General features: G+C 71.1%; 19 protein-coding genes. 6 read left to right on the top strand and 13 right to left on the bottom strand.

The features are described 5' to 3' along the window. Positions 1 to 68 precede the first annotated feature (68 nt). On the bottom strand, positions 69 to 1508 hold the full coding sequence (locus ABTY04_RS07200) for an alkaline phosphatase PhoX (RefSeq protein ID WP_352212324.1): 1440 nt from the start codon (positions 1506 to 1508) through the stop codon (positions 69 to 71). Positions 1509 to 1731: 223 nt separating this feature from the next. Further along, a complete protein-coding gene (locus ABTY04_RS07195) occupies positions 1732 to 3213 on the bottom strand; it encodes a hypothetical protein (RefSeq protein WP_352212323.1) in 1482 nt (493 codons plus the stop codon). Positions 3214 to 3554: 341 nt separating this feature from the next. Between ABTY04_RS07195 and ABTY04_RS07190 the strand changes: the two genes are divergently transcribed. From ABTY04_RS07190 to ABTY04_RS07180, 3 genes are all read left to right on the top strand, one after another. Next, positions 3555 to 5396 (top strand): DUF8508 domain-containing protein, encoded by a 1842-nt coding sequence (locus ABTY04_RS07190; protein ID WP_352212322.1) that lies wholly within the window; start codon positions 3555 to 3557, stop codon positions 5394 to 5396. A gap of 115 nt (positions 5397 to 5511) precedes the next feature. Continuing rightward, positions 5512 to 5949 carry a GNAT family N-acetyltransferase gene (locus ABTY04_RS07185; protein ID WP_352212321.1) on the top strand — a complete coding sequence of 146 codons (438 nt, stop codon included), beginning with the start codon at positions 5512 to 5514 and terminating at the stop codon, positions 5947 to 5949. A 146-nt stretch (positions 5950 to 6095) separates the two neighbouring features. Continuing rightward, positions 6096 to 6350: a hypothetical protein gene (locus tag ABTY04_RS07180; protein ID WP_352212320.1), complete on the top strand. Its 255-nt coding sequence runs from the start codon at positions 6096 to 6098 to the stop codon at positions 6348 to 6350. Between the two features lie 102 nt (positions 6351 to 6452). On the opposite strand, the gene dapD is transcribed toward ABTY04_RS07180, so the two are convergent. Both dapD and ABTY04_RS07170 read right to left on the bottom strand, forming a co-directional pair. After that, positions 6453 to 7433: a 2,3,4,5-tetrahydropyridine-2,6-dicarboxylate N-succinyltransferase gene (dapD, locus tag ABTY04_RS07175; protein ID WP_352212319.1), complete on the bottom strand. Its 981-nt coding sequence runs from the start codon at positions 7431 to 7433 to the stop codon at positions 6453 to 6455. Positions 7434 to 7442: 9 nt separating this feature from the next. Further along, positions 7443 to 8681 (bottom strand): MFS transporter, encoded by a 1239-nt coding sequence (locus ABTY04_RS07170; protein WP_352212318.1) that lies wholly within the window; start codon positions 8679 to 8681, stop codon positions 7443 to 7445. 103 nt (positions 8682 to 8784) lie between these two features. On the opposite strand from ABTY04_RS07170, the gene ABTY04_RS07165 reads away from it, so the two are divergent. Continuing rightward, positions 8785 to 9660 carry a winged helix-turn-helix transcriptional regulator gene (locus ABTY04_RS07165; protein ID WP_352212317.1) on the top strand — a complete coding sequence of 292 codons (876 nt, stop codon included), beginning with the start codon at positions 8785 to 8787 and terminating at the stop codon, positions 9658 to 9660. Positions 9661 to 9730: 70 nt separating this feature from the next. On the opposite strand, the gene ABTY04_RS07160 is transcribed toward ABTY04_RS07165, so the two are convergent. From ABTY04_RS07160 to ABTY04_RS07120, 9 genes are all read right to left on the bottom strand, one after another. Next, a complete protein-coding gene (locus ABTY04_RS07160) occupies positions 9731 to 11101 on the bottom strand; it encodes a hypothetical protein (RefSeq protein ID WP_352212316.1) in 1371 nt (456 codons plus the stop codon). 265 nt (positions 11102 to 11366) lie between these two features. Next, a complete protein-coding gene (locus ABTY04_RS07155; protein ID WP_352212315.1) occupies positions 11367 to 11711 on the bottom strand; it encodes a metal-sulfur cluster assembly factor in 345 nt (114 codons plus the stop codon). Then, entirely contained in the window at positions 11708 to 12169 is a 462-nt protein-coding gene (gene sufU, locus ABTY04_RS07150) for a Fe-S cluster assembly sulfur transfer protein SufU (protein WP_030292254.1), read from the bottom strand. The genes ABTY04_RS07155 and sufU overlap by 4 nt, the downstream gene beginning before the upstream one ends. Positions 12170 to 12184: 15 nt before the next feature. Continuing rightward, the gene (locus ABTY04_RS07145) at positions 12185 to 13441 is read right to left on the bottom strand and encodes a cysteine desulfurase (RefSeq protein WP_030160389.1); all 1257 of its coding nucleotides are present in this window, start codon (positions 13439 to 13441) and stop codon (positions 12185 to 12187) included. Beyond that, positions 13438 to 14211, bottom strand: a complete 774-nt coding sequence (gene sufC, locus ABTY04_RS07140) for a Fe-S cluster assembly ATPase SufC (RefSeq protein ID WP_352212314.1) — start codon at positions 14209 to 14211, stop codon at positions 13438 to 13440. Before sufC ends, ABTY04_RS07145 begins: the two co-directional genes overlap by 4 nt. 7 nt (positions 14212 to 14218) lie before the next feature. After that, positions 14219 to 14536: a non-heme iron oxygenase ferredoxin subunit gene (locus ABTY04_RS07135; RefSeq protein WP_352212313.1), complete on the bottom strand. Its 318-nt coding sequence runs from the start codon at positions 14534 to 14536 to the stop codon at positions 14219 to 14221. Next, entirely contained in the window at positions 14536 to 15714 is a 1179-nt protein-coding gene (sufD, locus tag ABTY04_RS07130; protein ID WP_352212312.1) for a Fe-S cluster assembly protein SufD, read from the bottom strand. Before sufD ends, ABTY04_RS07135 begins: the two co-directional genes overlap by 1 nt. Before the next feature lie 77 nt (positions 15715 to 15791). Next, entirely contained in the window at positions 15792 to 17207 is a 1416-nt protein-coding gene (gene sufB / locus ABTY04_RS07125; RefSeq protein WP_352212311.1) for a Fe-S cluster assembly protein SufB, read from the bottom strand. Next, complete coding sequence (locus ABTY04_RS07120; RefSeq protein ID WP_352212417.1) at positions 17204 to 17947, bottom strand: helix-turn-helix transcriptional regulator; 744 nt, start codon at positions 17945 to 17947, stop codon at positions 17204 to 17206. Before ABTY04_RS07120 ends, sufB begins: the two co-directional genes overlap by 4 nt. Before the next feature lie 362 nt (positions 17948 to 18309). Here ABTY04_RS07120 and ABTY04_RS07115 point away from each other — a divergent pair, with 362 nt between their 5' ends. Together ABTY04_RS07115 and ABTY04_RS07110 are read left to right on the top strand one after the other, a co-directional pair. Beyond that, positions 18310 to 19236: an ABC transporter ATP-binding protein gene (locus ABTY04_RS07115; RefSeq protein ID WP_352212310.1), complete on the top strand. Its 927-nt coding sequence runs from the start codon at positions 18310 to 18312 to the stop codon at positions 19234 to 19236. Continuing rightward, positions 19233 to 20000 carry an ABC transporter permease gene (locus tag ABTY04_RS07110; protein WP_352212309.1) on the top strand — a complete coding sequence of 256 codons (768 nt, stop codon included), beginning with the start codon at positions 19233 to 19235 and terminating at the stop codon, positions 19998 to 20000. Before ABTY04_RS07115 ends, ABTY04_RS07110 begins: the two co-directional genes overlap by 4 nt. Positions 20001 to 20011 lie beyond the last annotated feature (11 nt).

Raw genomic sequence — 20011 nt, 5'->3', positions numbered from 1 at the left:
GGGCGGCGGCGCAGCCGTCGATCATGAACGCCGGCCGTCGGAAGCCCGACCACCGGCCGCCCGGGGCGTCAGTGTGCGCGCCGCCACGGTCCGGTGATGGCCAGCATGATGCCGGGCTCCTGGATGTTGGCGTAGAGCGTGCGCCCGTCAGGGGAGAAGCAGACCCCCGTGAACTCGGAGTATTCCGGAGCCTCCGCCGTCCCGATGTTCAGCTCGTTGCGCGCCAGCGGGTACGTGCGACCCGACTCGGTCGCGCCGAAGAGGTGCTGCAGCCCGCTGCCGTCCTCCGCGATGACCAGGCCGCCGTACGGGGAGACCGTGATGTTGTCGGGACCGTCGAAGGAGCCGTCCCCGGCCGGGTCGGCGTTCACCCCGAGCAACACGGTCAGCCGGATGGTGCGCCGCTTCGGGTCGTAGAACCACACCTGGCCGTCGTGCGCCGCGCCCGGGCTCTCCTCACGGGCGTACGAGGAGACGAAGTAGGCGCCCCCGTCGGCCCACCACATGCCCTCCAGCTTGCGGGCGCGGGTCACCGCGACGTCCGCGAACTGCTTGCGCACCGACACCGTCCGCGCCTCGCGGTCCGGTACGTTCACCCAGTCGACCCCGTAGACGGTGCCGGTCTTCGTCGCGCGCGAGAGGTCGTCGACGAACCGGCCCGCGCTGTCGAAGCACTTGGCGGCGGCCAGCACGCCGGCGTCGGCGGCAAGGGTACGGAGCTTGCCGCGCCCGTGGCGGAAACCGCTCGGCGGGGTCCACCGGTAGAGCAGCCCGTTGGGTCCGGAGGCGTCCTCGGTCAGGTAGGCGTGGCCCTGGCGGGGGTCGATGACCACGGCCTCGTGGGCGTACCGGCCGAAGGCCTTGACCGGCTGCGGGTCGCGGTTGGCGCGGCGGTCGTGCGGGTCGACCTCGAACACGTACCCGTGGTCCTTGGTCATCCCGTTCTTGCCGGCCAGGTCCTCGGTCTCCTCGCAGGTCAGCCAGGTGCCCCAGGGGGTGGCGCCGCCCGCGCAGTTGGTCGACGTACCGGCGACGCCCACCCATTCGGCGACCTCTCCGCCGCGGCGGACCTCGACGACCGTGCAGCCGCCCGCGGCGGCCGGGTCGTAGACGAGGCCCTCGGCGAGGGGGACGGGGTGGGCCCAGCCGGCGCGCTTGCCCTTGAGCTCGTGGTTGTTGACGAGGAGGGTGACGCCCCGGTGGCCCTCGAAGGCGGCCGTGCCGTCGTGGTTGGACGGGGTGGACTCGCCGGAGTCGAGGGTGGTGACCCCGCTGTGGGTGATCACTCGGTAGCCGAATCCGGCGGGGAGGGCGAGCAGTCCGGCCGGGTCCGCGAGGAGCGGGCCGTAGCCGGGCTCGCAGGGCCGGCCCTGCTCGTCGCGCCCGGTGGTGTCGTCGGCCGCCAGCGCTCCCGGGGCGGTGGCGAGTGCGCCGACGGTCCCGGTGAGCACGACTCCTGCGCCGGCGATGACGGTGCGGGCGGTGAAGTCTCTGCGGCTGAGCGGCATCGGGTCTCCAGGGTGGGGAGGTGGTGCGCCTGTCGTGCGGTCGTCGGCGCACACGCTCCCGTCCGCACGTGAACGGCGGCTGAACTACCCGCGAAGGGGGGCCGGCCCCTTGCCCATGGCCGGAATGGCCAACTCCCGCTCAGGAACGGCGCGTTCCGGCCCACGCCGGTGCGACCCGGCCCGGCCCGTCACCGCCCGCCCCGCCCGCCGCCCCCGGTTTGCGTCAGGACTGCCGCGAACGGGCCTTGAAGGCGGCCTTGCGGGCCTCCTTGGCAGCCTTCTTGTCCGGGTGCATCCGGCCCATCGCCTCCAGCACGTACGCCGTCGCCGGGTGCTCCACGCGCCAGACCTGGTCGAAGAATCCCGCGTGGTGCGCGGTCAGCGACTCCATCAGCAGCGGCAGTTCCGCCGTCTCGCCGTCGGCCGCGAGCTGCGCCGCGATCGTGTCGACGGTCAGCCAGAACACCATCGCCCCGTCCGGCGCCGGCACGTCGGCCGCCCCGCGCTCGGACAGCCAGACCCGGGCGAGCCCGCCGAGTTCCGGGTCGTCCAGCACCGCGCGGACCGCCGGCTCGGCTTCCGGACCGGCCGGCGCGAGGGCCTGCTGGCAGCGCAGCCGGCGCAGCGGGCCGCCCTCGTCGGCGCCCCGGGCGGCGGCCAGCAGTTCGGCCACCGCGACGGGCAGTTCACGGCCGGCGAGCCACTGCTCGACCTCGGCCTGGGCTGCGCCCTCGGGATAGCCGGAGACGGCGTCGAGCAGGGCGTCCGCGCCTTTGTCGGTGAGCTCTCCGACGGCGGGGGCGGTGAACCCGGCCTCCAGCATGCGGGCGCGGATCCCGTACAGGCCGAGCGGGGTCAGCTGCACCAGGCCGTAACGGGAGACGTCGTCTTCTTCGGCCGCGCCGGCCACCGAGCCGGCGGCGAACTCCTCGTCGTCCGCCTCCGCCATCAGCGCCTCGTCGACGGGCCAGAACTCGACGAGCCCGATCGGCTCCAGCTGCCGGAACTGGTCGTCGAGGCGCATCATCGCGTCCGAGACCTGCTCCAGCACCGCGTCGGTCGGCTCGGACATGTCCTCGGGGATGACCACGGAGGCGGCGAGCACGGGCAGCGGAATGGGTTCGTCCGAGGCGCTGTGCCCGGCGACGGTGAGCAGGTAGAGGTTGGCGAGGACCTCGTCGAGGAAGTCCGCCTCGCGGGCCGGATTCCAGTCGAGCCGGTCGAAGTCGATCTCGCCGCCCGCGTCCAGCGCGTCGACGAGGCCGTCCAGATCGGGCACGGCCGCGTCCGCGAGCACGGTGTCCAGGGCCGCGAGCCACAGGTCGAGCACCTCGCCGGGCGCGCCGCCGGTCACCAGGGCCAGGTCCTCGCCGGGCACGGCGGTGCCGGACTCCTCGTCACCGTCCTCGCTGTCGTCGTCGGGTTCGGTCACGTCGACGAGGCCGGTGTCCACGGCCACCCGCCAGGCCTGGCTCGCGAGCATCGGGCCCGCCTCGTCGGAGGCGTCAAATCCGAGCGCGGCGGCGGCCTCGGGCAGCTGTGCGGCGACGAGTTCGCCGCCGATGTCCACGCGGGTGTCCGGTCCGGCCCAGCGGGCGAGCCGTACGGCGCGGGCGAACAGCGGGGCTCCGAGGGCGTCGCGGGCGAGTTCCGCATCGGACGGCAGCCGTACCGGCGGCAACGGGGGGTGCGGCTCTGCGGACATGGGGCAGTCTCCTCGCGGACGCGGTGGGGCAGTGGGCACAGCCGCCACGGGGCGGTGGTTCGGCCGCCCCTCGGCGGCCGTCCGGCGCACCAGCGTAGACGCATTTCGGGCGCGCCCGACGGGCCATCTCCTTTGGTTCATCCCACAGTCAGCTTCCGTATTCCCTGTAGGCCTTGACAACTTCCCTGATCACACAGGAAATTGACGCGCGTAGATCTATGGGGGACCGCCGGGATTCCTGCGGATCGACTGCGGCCCGGCCGCCGAACCTCCGCACGTATCCCGCCAAAAGCACGCATCATCCCTTCGTTTGCCGCTTCCACACACCGGAGTTCCTGACCATGCGCTCCTCGCATCCCCGTTCCGCCGCCGTCTCGGCCCTCGTCGCCACGGCCCTGGCCACCGGCCTTCTGGCCGGCACCGCCGACGCGGCCGAAGGCGCCGCGTCCGCCGATCCCATACGCATCCACGACATCCAGGGCACCACCCGGATATCGCCGCTCAACGGCAAGCAGGTGGCCGATGTCGCGGGCATCGTGACGGGCGTGCGCACGTACGGCTCGCGCGGCTTCTGGATGCAGGACCCCGACGCGGACGACGACGCGGCCACGAGCGAGGGCATCTTCGTCTTCACCAACTCGGTCCCGACCGTCGCCGTGGGCGACGCGGTCAAGGTCTCCGGCCTGGTCGGCGAGTACGTCCCCGGCGGTGCGGCCTCCGGCAACCAGTCGGTCACCCAGATCTCCAAGCCGGCCGTGACCGTGGTCTCCTCGGGCAACGCGCTGCCCGAGGCCACCGTGATCAGCGAGTACAACGTGCCCGCCGAGTACGCCCCGGCGGGCGACCCGGCCGCCGCCGGCAGCATCAACGGCCTGACCCTGGACCCCTCGCGCTACGCCCTGGACTTCTACGAGTCCCTTGAGGGCATGAACGTGAAGATCGGCAGCTCGCGCGTGGTCGGTGCCACCGACCCGCACGCGGAGATGTGGGTCACGGTCAAGGGCTGGGAGAACACCGCCAAGCGCGGCGGCACGATCTACGGCTCGTACGAGTCCCAGAACACCGGCCGGCTCCAGATCCAGCAGCTCGCGCCGCTGGCGCAGCAGCCCTTCCCGGTGGCCAATGTCGGCGACAAGCTGACCGGCACCACCGAAGGACCTCTGGACTTCAACCAGTTCGGCGGCTACACCCTGGTGGCCCGCACCCTCGGCACGGTCAAGGCGGGCACCCTCGCCCCCGAGAAGACCAAGGCCCAGTCGCCCGGCGAGCTCGCGGTGGCCACCTACAACGTGGAGAACCTCGACCCGGGCGACCCGCAGGAGAAGTTCGACAACCTGGCCAAGGCGGTCGTCGAGAACCTGTCCTCGCCCGACATCGTGGCCCTGGAGGAGATCCAGGACAACAACGGCGCCAAGAACGACGGCACCGTCTCGGCCGAGGAGACCCTGCAGAAGTTCACCGCGGCCATCGCGGCTGCGGGCGGCCCGGCCTACCAGTGGCGGACCATCAACCCCGAGAACAACAAGGACGGCGGCGAGCCCGGCGGCAACATCCGCCAGGTGTTCCTGTTCAACCCGGCCCGGGTCTCCTTCACCGACCGCGCGGCGGGCGACTCGTTCACCGCGACCGGCGTGTCCAAGGAGAACGGCAAGGCCGCCCTGACCCACTCCCCCGGCCGGATCGACCCGGCGAACCCGGCGTGGACCGACAGCCGCAAGCCGCTGGCCGGCGAGTTCGTCTTCCGTGGCCGCACGGTCTTCGTGATCGCCAACCACTTCAGCTCCAAGGGCGGCGACGAGGGCCTGGCCTCGCAGCACCAGCCGCCGGTGCGCAAGTCGGAGGAGAAGCGGCTGCTCCAGGCGCAGGCGGTGAACGCCTTCGTCAAGGAGATCCTCGCGGCCGACAAGAACGCGAACGTCCTCGCCCTCGGCGACATCAACGACTTCGAGTTCTCGGGCACCGCGAAGGCGCTGGAGGACGGCGGGGCGCTGTACTCGGCGATCAAGTCGCTGCCGAAGGCGGAGCGCTACTCGTACGTGTACCAGGGCAACGCGCAGGTGCTGGACCAGATCCTGACCAGCCCGGCGATCAAGTCCTTCACGTACGACAGCGTGCACATCAACGCGGAGTTCTCGGCGCAGAACAGCGACCACGACCCTCAGGTGCTGCGTTTCCGCCCGTAGTCGTGCAGCCGGGCGGCCGGGTGGCCGCCCCGGAGCCGCAGGGGCCCGGACGCCGTCTCCCCCGGCCACCGCCGGGAGGTGTCCCCGGTCCGGGCCCCGTGCCACACTTCTGACCGTGATCTTTCGTACTGCCACCCGTGAGGACCTGCCCGCCGTACTCGCCCTGCTGGCGGACGGCGGTGAGGTGCGGGCCGCGGTCGGCGAGGCCCAGGAGCGGGCGTTCGCCGCGATCGAGGCGGACGCCCGCAACGAGATGATGGTCCTCGTCGAGGGCGGGGTGGTGCTCGGCTGTCTCCAGCTGACGTACATCCCGGGCCTCGGCCAGAGCGGGCGGGAGCGGGCGCTGGTCGAGGCGGTGCGGATACGCGCGGACCGACGGGGCGGAGGAATGGGCGCCGAGCTCATGCGCCTGGCGGTGGCGCGGGCGCGCGAACGCGGCTGCGGCCTGGTCCAGCTGACCAGCAACAAGGAGCGGGCGGACGCCCACCGCTTCTACGAGCGGCTGGGCTTCGCGCGCAGCCACGAGGGCTTCAAGCTGCGCCTGGCGGACTGAGCGACGGCCTCCGGAGCGCATCGGGGGCAAGTCAGGGCCTTTCACCCCTGGCGTGACGCTCGCCACATCATTACCCATTCGACCCGGGTTGTGGTGTTGAGTGTCCCCACGCTCGGCCATGTCCCCCCGTACCCCCGGAGGACCGCGTGTTCCCCTCCATCTCCCTCGCCCAGGAAATCGGCCTCGCCGTCCTGCTCGTGGCCGCCCTCGTGTGGCTGGTCGGGCTCGGCCACATGCTGCGCGGCGCCCGCTTCCACCGCCCGGAGCCCCGCGCGGTCAAGGGCATCACGGGCATCCCGGTGCAGCGCACCGCTGCCGCGCACCCGATGGAGTCGGTCGAACTGACCGAGGCGGAGGAAGAGGCCTTCGCGGGCCTGATCCGCACCCTGCCCCTCCACTGACCACCGCTGCGCCGGGCGGCGCGCACGCGCGCCCTCCGGACACCGCAATGCCCTCCCGCCCCGCTCGGGGGTGTGGGAGGGCATTGCGGCGTCCGCCGGGGGTCAGTTGTGGCTGTGGAGGACCTCGTTCAGGCCGCCCCAGACCGCGTTGTTCGGGCGGGCCTCCACCGTGCCGGTGACGGAGTTGCGGCGGAAGAGGATGTTGCCGGCGCCCGAGAGCTCCAGGGCCTTGACGATCTGGCCGTCCGGGAGGGTGACGCGGGTACCCGCGGTCACGTACAGGCCGGCCTCGACGATGCACTCGTCGCCCAGCGCGATGCCGACGCCCGCCTCGGCGCCGATCAGGCAGCGCTCGCCGATCGAGATGATCTGCTTGCCGCCGCCCGAGAGGGTGCCCATGGTGGACGCGCCGCCGCCGATGTCGGAGCCGTCGCCGATCACGACGCCCGCCGAGATGCGGCCCTCGATCATGGAGGTGCCGAGGGTGCCGGCGTTGAAGTTGACGAAGCCCTCGTGCATGACGGTGGTGCCCTCGGCGAGGTGCGCGCCGAGGCGGACCCGGTCCGCGTCGGCGATGCGCACGCCCTTGGGGGCGACGTAGTCCGTCATCCGCGGGAACTTGTCGATCGAGGTGACCTGGAGGTACAGGCCCTCGGCGCGCGCGTTCAGCCGTACGGTCTCCACCTGGTCCACGGCGACCGGGCCCAGCGAGGTCCAGGCGACGTTGGCCAGCAGGCCGAAGACGCCGTCCAGGCTCTGGCCGTGCGGCTTGACCAGGCGGTGGCTGAGCAGGTGCAGGCGCAGGTACGCGTCGTGCGCGTCCAGCGGCTTGTCCTCAAGGGAGGAGATCACGGTGCGGACGGCTACGACCTCGACGTCGCGGACCGCGTCCAGGCGGATCGCCTTGGCCGCGGCGGCGCCCAGGAGCTGCACGGCCTGGTCGGCGGTGAGGCGCTCGGTGCCGGCGGGGCCGGGCTCGGCGACCAGCTCGGGGGCGGGGAACCAGGTGTCGAGGACGGTGCCGTCGGCGGCGATGGTGGCAAGTCCGGCGGCGACGGCGCCGGTGGTACGCGTAGCAGTCATGTCCGAAACCTAACCGGCGACGGCCTGCGGTTGCGAACCGGTCTCATGTGCCGGGCGCGCGGCGTGTCGGGCCTCCCTGCGCGACACGTACAGCACGGCCCCGCCCGCGCCCGCCGCCAGCGCCGAGCACAGCGGCCACAGCAGCCCGGGCGCGGCGGTGTACAGGGCTCCGCCCAGCGGCGGCCCGAGGACGACGCCGCTGACCGAGACCCCCGCGTACAGGCTCTGGAACCGTCCTGCGGCGTGCTCGGGCGCCTGGTCGGCGACGTACGCGGTGGCGGTGGTCTTGTACAGGATCTCGCCGAGGCTCAGCAGCACCATCATCGCGACGGCGCTCGCGGTCCCCACCCCGGCCAGCAGCGCGGTGTACCCGGCCCCGACCAGCACCAGCCCGGTCCCGATGACCGGGAGCGGCGGCCGGGCGCGCAGCGCGACGGCGGCCGGCAGCTCCAGCAGCAGGATGACGGCGCCGTTGAGGGCGATCACGAACCCGAAGGCCCGGGTGCCGTGCCCGTGGGCGGCGAGGAAGACGGGGAAGGTGCCGTACTGCTGGCGGTAGACGAGGTCGGCCACCAGGATCGCGCCGAGCAGGACGAGTACGGCGGGCCGGGCCCGCAGCTCCGCCCACAGGCCGCCGCGGCCCGGACCCCCGTCCGCGGCCGCGGCGGCGGCGTTGCGGGAGGCGCCGCGAGAGGGGACGGCCCGCGCGGTCCAGAGGGCGAAGAACAGGGTCCCGAGGCCGTCGCCGACGAAGAGCCAGTCGTACGAGAGCCCGGTCGCGATCAGCGCTCCGAGGGGCGGGCCGAGGGTGAAGCCGCCGTTGGAGGCGCAGCGGACGACGGCGAAGGCCTGCCGGCGGGCCCCCTCGGGGACGGTGACGGCGACCAGCGCGGAGTTGGCTGCCCGGACCACACCGGAGGCGTACTGGGCCAGCGGCAGGGCCGCGTACAGCAGCGGGGCGGGCAGGAGCGGGAAGACCGTCAGGGCGAGGCCGCCGAGGGTGGAGGCGGCGAGCAGCACCCGGCGGTGGCCGAACCGGTCCCCGTACCAGCCTCCGGTGAAGTTCCCGGCGACGAGGCCGATGCCGCCGATGCCGGTGACCAGGCCCGCCCGGTCGGCGCCGAGGCCGCGCGGGCCGGTGAGGTACAGGAAGACGAAGACGAAGGTGAAGCTGACGACGGCGTTGACGAACACCCCGGCCGCCAGCAGCCAGACCACTCTGGGTACGTCCTTGAAGCCCTGCAGCATGCCCGCCCGCTCCCCCGCAGATCCCGCCGAACCCTAGTGAGTTCCTTTTGGGAACGGACTATGTCAGCATGACAGCCTTGGGTCAACGGACAAAGGAGTGCCCATGGCCCAGCGCACACACCTCGGCGACGCGGACTGCGCCATCGCCCAGGCCCTCGACGTGGTGGGCGACTGGTGGACGCTGCTGATCGTGCGCGACGCCGCGCGCGGAGTGCACCGCTTCGACGAGTTCCAGCGCGAGCTGGGGATGTCCCGGAAGGTGCTGGCGGAGCGGCTGAGGCTGCTGGTCGAGGCCGGGGTGCTGACGCGCGAGCCGTACCGGGAGCGCCCGGTGCGGCACGAGTACCGGCTGACCCCGCGCGGGCGGGGCCTGCTGCCGGTCCTGGTGGCCCTCCAGGACTGGGGAGACGCATGGGTCTCGGGAGACGGAGAGATGACGGCGACGACGCAGGAGTCCTCGCGGGAGGCGGAACGGGTGCACGCGCTGCGCGGTACGAGGCTGCCGGAGCTGGTGCTGCCGGACCGCTTCGGGGACGCCCGGGATCCGGTGGCGGACACTCCGTTCACGGTCCTGTACTGCTTCCCCGGCGCGTACGCCCGGGCCGAGTCCTACCCGCCGGGGTGGGCCGGGATCCCCGGGGCGAAGGGCTGCACGTTCGAGTCGTGCACGTACCGGGACCAGCTGGCGGAGTTCACGGCGGCCGGGGCGACGGTGCACGGGGTGTCGACCCAGCGGCCGGATGAGCAGCGGGAGTTCGCGGAGGCGGAGGGACTGCGGTTCCCGCTGCTCTCGGATGCGGATCTGCCGCTGACGGCCGCGTTGCGGCTGCCGACGTTCCGGGCGGCGGGGGTGAGCCGGCTGAAGCGGTTGACGCTGGTGGTGGACCGGGAGCGTACGGTGCGCGAGGTGATCTATCCGATCCGGGACATCGAGGCGAGCGTCGCGGCGGCGTTGACAGCGGTCCGCGCCGCCGGCTGACACCGCCGGGAGCCGGCCCGGATCCGGGGTCCGGGCCGGGACCCGGACCGCCTCGCCCGTACAGAGGGGTTCAGTTCAGCGTGAACCACGCCGCCCGGGACTTCTTGAACTCCGGGTGCGTCAGGTCCTTGGCCTCGATCCCGTCGCCGTACAGGTCGGCGGACCCGCTGTCCGTGACCAGCTGCACCCGCGCCCCCGGCGCCGACAGGTCCGGCACGTCCACGATGGCCTCCCAGCCGCCCGGGTCCGTCGTCGGCAGGTCGGCCCGCTTGACCGGGGCATGGCCCGGGACGCCGTCCCACTGGTACAGGGCGTACGGGTCCGAGTTGTCGTCCGCGGCCCAGGAGCCGGCCAGGATCAGGTACTGGTTCGCCGCGTTCTTGCGGATGTCGCGGATCGACAGGCCGCCGAGGTCGAGCTCGATGCCCGCTCCGAAGGCGGCCTCGGCCCCGCCGGAGAGGACCTTGTCGAAGTTGGTCACCGGCACGATCAGCGCCTTGCCGCCCGGCACCGCCGGGGCCAGCGGGGCGCGGAAGCCCAGGTAGGCGGTGGTGGTCGAGCCCGGCGCGAACTCCAGACCCTCCACGTTGAAGCCGTCGATCTGCTTGGGCGCCTGGCCCGCCGCGGTGCCGGCCGCGAAGCCGTAGCGGTTCCCGTTGGCCGTGTCCCAGGCCACCAGGTCGTCGCGGAGCTGCTTGTACGAGCGCCCGTACGCGAGCTGCGTACCCGCACCGGAACCGGTCACGGTAGTGGTGAACACCGTGTTCCGGGGGGCCTTGTACTCGCCGTCCTTGTTGTTGCCGAGCGAGCCCGTCCAGTAGACGGTGTTCCCGATCAGGGTCGCCCCCTCGATGTCCACCTCCTTGGTGACGCCGAGCTGGGAGCTGAAGTCCCAGGTCTTCACCGGGGCGGCCGAGCGGGAACGGTCGTACAGGCGCAGCACGTTGTTCTCGTCGTCGGCGACCACGGTGTAGCCGCCGCCCACGTCCACGGCGGCCGAGGAGTCCGAGGCGCCGGTGAAGTAGCGGGCGTCGGCCGGGTTCTGCACCGCGGCCGAGGCCGCGTAGTTCAGGGTCTTGGTGGCGGTCTTGCCGCCCAGCCCGGTCACCTTGATGGTGAGGCCGGTGTAGCCGCGGCCGCGCGCGGTGACGGCCAGCTGCCGCACCGCACCGGAGCCGGTGACGGTCACGTCGCCGGTCCCGGCGACCGAGGCCTTGCTCGACGCGGACGCGCTGACCGTCAGTGCGGACACGTCGGCGCCGCTCTGCCCCACGGTCACGTTCACCACGGGGTCCCCGACGGCGCCGACGGCACCGGACAGGTACGACGCGGACAGGCTGATCGTCGGCGTCCCGTACGTCACCGCCTGCGCGGGCGCGGCCGTGACCGTCCCTGCGACGGCCAGCGCCGCGATCCCTGCGATACCAAGCTGCTTCTTCATCGGTGTCCCCACGAGTCGAACCGGGCGCGCATCACGCGTCATGGCGTGACGGCCGTCGAGCAGGTTCGGCCACCGTGGCCAACTTCCGGTGCACTTCAACCGTCCGACGGACGAACTCGGAGCGCCTTCCGGAAGCACGGACTCCCCGGGGCGCCGAGGGCCCCTCGGGACGCGGAAGACGATGCGGAACACGCCTCGGAACACGCGAAGGGCCCCCGGCGCAGTGCCGGGAGCCCTTCGTGCGTACAGCAGATCAGACGTGGGATCAGACGTTGAAACCGAGCGCGCGCAGTTGCTCGCGGCCGTCGTCCGTGATCTTGTCCGGGCCCCACGGGGGCATCCAGACCCAGTTGATGCGGAGCTCGTTGACGATGCCTTCCGTCGCCGACTTCGCCTGGTCCTCGATGACGTCCGTCAGCGGGCAGGCCGCCGACGTCAGCGTCATGTCGAGGGTGGCGATGTTCGCGTCGTCGATGTGGATGCCGTAGATCAGGCCCAGGTTGACCACGTCGATGCCCAGCTCGGGGTCGACCACGTCGTAGAGGGCCTCGCGGACCTCTTCCTCGGTGGCCGGCTTGATCGACGCCTCGGGCGTCGCGCTCTCGGTCATGCCGTCTTCCTCTCCGCGTCGCCCAGTGCCTGGGCGGTCGCGTCCTTCCAGGCCATCCAGCTCAGCAGAGCACACTTCACGCGAGCCGGGTACTTGGAGACGCCGACGAACGCGACCGCGTCCTCCAGCACCTCCTCCATGGCCTCGTCGGGCTCGATCTTGCCCTTCGACTGCATCATCTCCAGGAACACGCCCTGGATCTTCTGCGCCTCGGCCAGCTCCTTGCCGACGAGCAGCTCGTTCAGCACGGACGCGCTGGCCTGGCTGATGGAGCAGCCCTGGCCCTCGTACGAGACGTCGGTCAGCGTCTCGCCGTCGTACTTCACGCGCAGCGTGATCTCGTCACCGCACGTCGGGTTGACGTGGTGCACCTCGGCATCGCCGTCGCGCAGGCCGCGCCCGTGCGGGTGCTTGTAGTGGTCCAGGATCAGTTCCTGGTACATCGAATCCAGCTTCACAGCGCCTCGTCCTCGTCAGCCGAAGAAGTTCCGTACGTGCTCCAGACCGTCGATCAGTGCGTCGACATCGGCCGGAGAGGAGTACAGGTAGAAGGACGCTCGCGTGGTCGCGGGAATTCCGTAGCGCAGGCAGACCGGGCGCGCGCAGTGGTGCCCCACGCGGACCGCGATGCCCTGCTCGTCCAGGACCTGACCGACATCGTGGGGGTGGATGTCACCGAGCGTGAAGGAGATCGCGGCGCCGCGGTCCTCGGCCGTGGTGGGGCCGATGATCCGCAGGTCGGGGACCTCCAGGAGGCGCTTCACCGCGTACTCGGTGATCGCGTGCTCGTGCGCGGCGATCTTGTCCATGCCGATCGCGGTGAGGTAATCCACGGCCGCGCCGAGGCCGACGGCCTGGGCGATCGGGGGGGTGCCCGCCTCGAACTTGTGGGGCGCCGGGGCGTAGGTCGAGGCGTGCATCGACACGGTCTCGATCATCTCGCCGCCGCCGAGGAACGGAGGCAGGTCTTCCAGGAGCTCCTGTCGGCCCCACAGGACACCGATGCCGGTCGGACCGCACATCTTGTGGCCGGTGAAGGCCACGAAGTCGGCGCCGAGCGCCTGTACGTCCAGCGGCATGTGCGGAGCGGCCTGCGAGGCGTCGATCAGCACCAGCGCGCCGACCTCCTGCGCACGCCGGACGATCGCCTCGACCGGGTTGATCGTGCCCATGATGTTGGAGACCAGCGTGAAGGAGACGATCTTCGTCTTCTCCGTGATGACCTCTTCGATGTCGGACAGGTCGAGCCGGCCGTCGTCGGTCAGGCCGAACCACTTCAGCTTCGCGCCGGTGCGCTGCGAGAGCAGCTGCCACGGGACGATGTTGGAGTGGTGCTCCATCTCCGTGATGGCGATCTCGGTCTCGCGGTCGACCCGGTAGGGCTCGTCCGCCCAGCCGAGCATGTTCGCGACCAGGTTGAGCGACTCCGAGGCGTTCTTGGTGAAGATCACCTCGTCGCGGCTCGGCGCGTTGATGAAGGCGGCGACCTTGTCGCGGGCACCCTCGTACAGCGCCGTGGCCTCCTCGGCGAGCACGTGCACGCCGCGGTGAACGTTGGCGTTGTGCTGCTCGTAGTACTCGTTCAGCGCGTCGAGCACCTGGCGCGGCTTCTGCGAGGTCGCCGCGTTGTCCAGGTAAACGATCTTCTTCCCGTCGTGGACCACGCGATCCAGAAGGGGGAAGTCCTTGCGGATCGCCTCGATGTCGAGGAGGCCAGGCAGCTGTGTCACGCGGTCGCGCCACCCTTCACGTACTTGTCGTAGCCCTCGGCCTCCAGCTGGTCCGCCAGCTCGGCGCCACCGGACTCGGCGATGCGGCCGTTCGCGAACACGTGCACGAAGTCAGGCTTGATGTAGCGCAGGATGCGCGTGTAGTGGGTGATCAGCAGCGTGCCGACCTCACCGGTCTCGCGGACGCGGTTGACGCCCTCGGAGACGATGCGCAGGGCGTCGACGTCGAGGCCGGAGTCGGTCTCGTCGAGGATCGCGATCTTCGGCTTGAGGAGCTCCAGCTGGAGGATCTCGTGGCGCTTCTTCTCGCCGCCGGAGAAGCCCTCGTTGACGTTGCGCTCGGCGAAGGCCGGGTCCATCTGGAGCTGCTCCATCGCGGACTTGACCTCCTTCACCCAGGTACGCAGCTTCGGCGCCTCGCCGCGGATGGCGGTGGCGGAGGTGCGCAGGAAGTTGGAGACCGAGACGCCGGGGACCTCGACCGGGTACTGCATGGCGAGGAAGACGCCGGCGCGGGCGCGCTCGTCGACGGACATCTCCAGAACGTCTTCGCCGTCGAGGGTCACGGTGCCACCGGTGACGGTGTACTTCGGGTGACCGGCGAGCGAGTACGCCAGGGTGGACTTGCCGGAGCCGTTGGGGCCCATGATGGCGTGCGTCTCACCCTGCTTGACGGTGAGGTCGACGCCCTTGAGGATCTCGCGGGTGCCACTCGCCGAGTCACCAGTCTCGACGGAGACGTGCAGGTCGTGGATTTCAAGCGTTGCCATGGGTGCCTCAGGACTCCTGGGTGAGGGAGACGAGCACGTCGTCCCCTTCGATCTTTACGGGGTAAACGGGGACGGGGCGCGTCGCGGGGAGCCCGGACGGCTTGCCGGTGCGCAGATCGAAAGCAGAGCCGTGGAGCCAGCACTCGATCATGCACTCGTCGACTTCGCCCTCCGAGAGCGAGACGTTCGCGTGCGAGCAGATGTCGTTGATCGCGAACACCTCCCCCTCGGTGGAGACGATGGACACCGGCGTACCGTCGAGCTCCACCCGCTTGGGGGTGTTCTCCTCAAGCTCGCTCAGCGTGCATGCCTTGACGTAGGTCATCAGACGGACGCCTCAAGCTCGGTCTCGATCTTCGCGAGGAGGCGCTCCTCGATGTCCGGGACACCGATCTGCTGGACGAGCTCGGCGAAGAAGCCGCGCACGACCAGGCGCCGGGCCTCGTCGGCCGGGATGCCGCGGGCCTGGAGGTAGAAGAGCTGCTCGTCGTCGAAGCGGCCGGTCGCGGAGGCGTGGCCCGCGCCGACGATCTCGCCGGTCTCGATCTCCAGGTTCGGCACCGAGTCGACCCGCGCGCCGTCCGTGAGGACGAGGTTGCGGTTCATCTCGTAGGTGTCGGTGCCCTCGGCGCTCTTCTCGATGAGGACGTCGCCGATCCAGACGGCGTGGGCGCCTTCGCCCTGCAGCGCACCCTTGTAGACCACGTGGGACTTGCAGTGCGGGGCGTCGTGCGTGACCAGGAGGCGGTGCTCCTGGTGCTGGTCGGCGTCAGTGAAGTACAGGCCGAGGAGCTCGGCCTCGCCGCCGGGGCCCGCGTAGCTGACCCGCGGGTGCAGGCGTACGAGGTCGCCGCCGAAGGTGACCACGATCGACTTGAAGGTCGCGTCGCGGCCGACCAGCGCGTTGTGCTGGGAGCAGTGGACGGCGGTGTCGTCCCAGTCCTGCACGGACACGACGGTGAGCTTGGCGCCGTCGCCGACGAGGAAGTCGACGTTGCCGGCGCGCACGCCGTCACCGGTGTGGTCGATGACGATGACGGCCTCGGCGAAGGCCTGTACGTCGAAGACGGTGTGCCCGAAGGTCGTGCCGCCCTCGCCGTGCAGCGAGACACGCACCGGCTCGGTCAGGACGGCCTCCTTGGGCACGGTGACGACCGTGGCCTTGGCGAAGGACGAGAACGCCTGGGCGGCGATCCGGTCCACCGGGGTGCCGGCCTTGCCGATGCGCGCGTCGTCGCGCTCCACCGACTCGACGGTGACGCCCTCGGGCGCGTCGATCTGGGCCTTCATGGTGCCGTTGGCGACCGCGGTGCCGTCGTGCAGACCACGCAGGCGCGCCAGCGGGGTGAACCGCCACTCCTCCTCGCGGCCGTGGGGGACGGGGAAGTCCGCCACGTCGAAGGACGGGGGTGCGCTCATCCGGGTGGCGACGGTGGACTCGGCGGCCACCGCGATCGCGCCGGCGGTGGTCGAACCCGCCGGAATGTTCTGGGCCTCAGCCATGGCTGTCGTCTTGCTCGCTCTCTGAAAAGAACACGGTCTACGTCTAAGGAATGTGCGGGATGCCGGGCGGGTCGGGACTAACCGACCGAGCCCTCCATCTGCAGTTCGATCAGCCGGTTGAGCTCCAGCGCGTACTCCATGGGCAGCTCGCGCGCGATGGGCTCGACGAAGCCGCGCACGATCATGGCCATGGCCTCGAACTCCGTCAGACCGCGGCTCATCAGGTAGAAGAGCTGGTCGTCGGAGACCTTGGAGACCGTGGCCTCGTGGCCCATGGAGACGTCGTCCTCGCGGACGTCCACGTACGGGTACGTGTCCGAGCGGGAGACCGTGTCGACCAGGAGCGCGTCGCAGAGCACGTTCGACTTGGAGCCGTGGGCGCCCTCGCCGATCTCGACCAGGCCGCGGTACGAGGTGCGGCCGCCGCCCCGTGCCACCGACTTGGAGACGATGTTGGAGGAGGTGTTCGGCGCCATGTGGACCATCTTGGAGCCGGCGTCCTGGTGCTGGCCCTCGCCCGCGAAGGCGATGGACAGGGTCTCGCCCTTGGCGTGCTCGCCCATCAGGTAGACGGCCGGGTACTTCATGGTGACCTTGGAACCGATGTTGCCGTCGATCCACTCCATGGTCGCGCCCTCGTACGCCACGGCGCGCTTGGTGACCAGGTTGTAGACGTTGTTCGACCAGTTCTGGATGGTCGTGTAGCGGCAGCGGCCGCCCTTCTTCACGATGATCTCGACCACGGCGCTGTGCAGCGAGTCCGAGGAGTAGATCGGGGCGGTGCAGCCCTCGACGTAGTGGACGTACGCGTCCTCGTCGACGATGATCAGCGTCCGCTCGAACTGGCCCATGTTCTCCGTGTTGATGCGGAAGTAGGCCTGGAGCGGGATGTCGACCTTGACGCCCTTGGGCACGTAGATGAACGAGCCGCCCGACCACACGGCGGTGTTCAGCGACGCGAACTTGTTGTCGCCGACCGGGATGACCGTGCCGAAGTACTCCTGGAAGAGCTCCGGGTGCTCCTTGAGCGCGGTGTCCGTGTCGAGGAAGATGACGCCCTGCTCCTCCAGGTCCTCGCGGATCTGGTGGTAGACGACCTCGGACTCGTACTGGGCCGCGACACCGGCGACGAGGCGCTGCTTCTCCGCCTCCGGGATGCCGAGCTTGTCGTACGTGTTCTTGATGTCCTCCGGCAGGTCCTCCCACGAAGCGGCCTGCTTCTCGGTGGAGCGCACGAAGTACTTGATGTTGTCGAAGTCGATGCCGGAGAGGTCGGAGCCCCAGGTCGGCATGGGCTTCTTGTCGAACAGCCTGAGGCCCTTGAGACGGAGCTTCAGCATCCACTCCGGCTCGTTCTTCTTGGCCGAGATGTCGCGGACGACATCCTCGGACAGACCCCGCTTGGCAGCGGCACCGGCCGCGTCGGAGTCGGCCCAGCCGTATTCGTAGGTGCCCAGGCCATCGAGCTCAGGGTGAGCAGTCTCCGTGGTCATGCGGGGTTCCTCCCGGCCGTGCTTGCAGATACTGATGTGTCGGTCTGTGTGGTGCCCGCGCCTCGCGGGATGAACGTGGTGCACACCCCGTCGCCGTGGGCGATCGTGGCGAGGCGCTGCACATGCGTCCCGAGCAGGCGGGAGAAGACCTCGGTCTCCGCCTCGCAGAGCTGCGGGAACTGCTCGGCGACATGGGCGACCGGGCAGTGGTGCTGGCAGAGCTGTTCACCGCTGTGCGGACCGGGAGCGCTCTTCGCCGTAGCAGCGTACCCGTCCGCGGTCAACGCCTTGGCAAGGGCCTCGGTGCGCTCCGCGGGGGCGGCGGCGTCCAGGGTTTCCCGGTAGGTCTCGGCCTGTGCGTCCATGCGCGCCCTGGCGAAGGCGGCGACGGCCGCCTCTCCCTGGTCGCCTCCGCCGGCGGCCTGCGCGATCCAGCGCAGTGCGTCCGCGGCGAGGGAGTCGTAGGACTGGTCGAACGCGTCGCGGCCGCAGTCGGTCAGCGCGAAGACCTTGGCGGGCCGGCCCCGGGTGCGCGCGCCGTAGACGCGCTGCTCACGGGCTTCGACCACGTCGTCGGCGACGAGCGTGTCGAGGTGGCGGCGGACGGCGGCCTGGGTGAGGCCGAGACGCGCGGCGAGGTCGGCGACGGTGGACGGACCGTGGTCCAGAATGGACCGCGCGACCCGGTTGCGGGTTGACCGCTCCCCGGTAGCGAGTTCCCCCTGGGGGGCCTCGATCATCCGTTCGCCGTATTTCACAACGCCATTGTTGCGTAATTAGTCGAGCCCCGACAAGCCGTGACGGAGGCCACTCCTGGTGGCTTCCATCACTAAGGGTTACCTAATCTATCCACGCAGCGTGAAGCGGAAAGGCAGTGCCCCGCGGCCGGTCCGGGCCCTGCCGCGCACCGGCGCACGGCTCCCGCCGGCGGTCCGTCCTCCGGCTGCGGCTCTTCGCGCGGCGGACTCCGAAGGGCGGAAAAATCTCGGAAACCGACTGGGCCATCCAGGACCTGGTGACGGAAATGGTCAGGAATGCGCAGGTCCGTAAGGCTTCGACCCGGGGCCCGGGCGCCCTTCCCCGGCTCCGTAGACTCACCCGCATGAGCAACGACCCCGCCGTGGAGATCCGCGGACTGGTGAAGCGGTACGGCCCCAAGACCGCGGTGGACGGCCTCGACCTCACCGTCCGCAAGGCCTCGGTCACCGCCGTCCTCGGCCCCAACGGCGCGGGCAAGACGACCACCGTGGAGGCCTGCGAGGGCTACCGCCGCCCCGATGCCGGCACCGTCCGCGTCCTCGGTCTCGACCCGGTGGCCCAGGCCGGGGCGCTGCGCCCGCGGATCGGCGTGATGCTCCAGTCCGGCGGCGTCTACTCCGGCGCCCGCGCCGTCGAGATGCTGCGCCACATGGCCAGGCTGTACGCCGACCCGCTCGACGTGGACGTCCTGGTGGAGCGGCTCGGGCTGGGCGGCTGCGGCCGCACCTCCTACCGCCGCCTCTCCGGCGGCCAGCAGCAGCGCCTGGCCCTGGCCATGGCCGTGGTCGGCCGGCCCGAGCTGGTCTTCCTGGACGAGCCGACCGCGGGTCTGGACCCGCAGGCGCGCCGGGCGACCTGGGACCTCGTACGGGAGCTGCGCACCGACGGGGTCTGCGTCGTCCTCACCACCCACCACATGGACGAGGCCGAGCAGCTCGCGGACGAGGTCGCCATCGTCGACGCGGGCCGGGTCATCGCCCACGGCTCCCCCGAGCAGCTGTGCCGCGGCGGCGCCGAGAACACGCTGCGCTTCACCGGCCGGCCCGCCCTGGACCTCGCCTCTCTCCTGAAGGCGCTGCCCGACGGCACTCAGGCCGCCGAGCTCACCCCGGGCGCGTACCGGGTCACCGGTGACGTCGACCCCCAGCTGCTGGCCACCGTCGCCTCCTGGTGCGCCCAGCACGGGGTGATGCCCAGCAGCCTCTCGGTCGAGCGGCACACCCTCGAAGACGTCTTCCTCGAACTCACCGGTAAGGAGCTGCGCGCATGAGCGCCGGTACGTTCACCCCCAACCCGGGGGCCGCGCCCGTGTCCCGCATGATCCTGGCGCAGACGGCGCTGGAGACCCGGATGCTGCTGCGCAACGGGGAGCAGCTGCTGCTGACCGTGATCATCCCGGCGCTGCTGCTGGTGCTGTTCTCCGCCGTCGACATCGTCGACACGGGGACAGGGAAGTCCGTGGACTTCCTCGCGCCCGGCGTCCTGGCGCTGGCCGTGATGTCCACCGCCTTCACCGGCCAGGCCATCGCCACCGGCTTCGACCGCCGCTACGGGGTGCTCAAGCGGCTCGGCGCCTCGCCGCTGCCGCGCTGGGCGCTGATGGCCGCCAAGACCCTGTCCGTGCTGGCCACCGAGATCCTGCAGATCGCGCTGCTGACGGCGATCGCCTTCGCTCTGGGCTGGGCCCCGCACGGGAACCCGCTCGCGGTCGCCGCGCTGGTCCTGCTGGGCACCGCCGCCTTCTCCGGGCTCGGGCTGCTGATGGCGGGCACCCTGCGGGCCGAGGCCACCCTGGCCGCCGCCAACCTGGTGTTCCTGCTGCTGCTCGTCGGCGGCGGCGTGATCGTGCCGATGGACAAGTTCCCCGGCGCGGTGCAGTCCGTACTGGGCCTGCTGCCGATCTCGGCGCTGTCCGACGGGCTGCGCGAGGTGCTGCAGCACGGGGCCGCGCTGCCGTGGGGGGACGCGGGCGTGCTCGCCGCCTGGGCCGTCCTCGGGCTCGGCGGCGCCGCGAAGCTCTTCCGCTGGGAGTGATTCCCACCCCC

It is taken from the genome of Streptomyces sp. NPDC097981 (assembly GCF_040302565.1).
GTDB lineage: Bacteria > Actinomycetota > Actinomycetes > Streptomycetales > Streptomycetaceae > Streptomyces.
The sequence above is the reverse complement of the archived record's forward strand: the minus strand, read 5'-3'. Positions and strand labels throughout refer to the sequence as shown.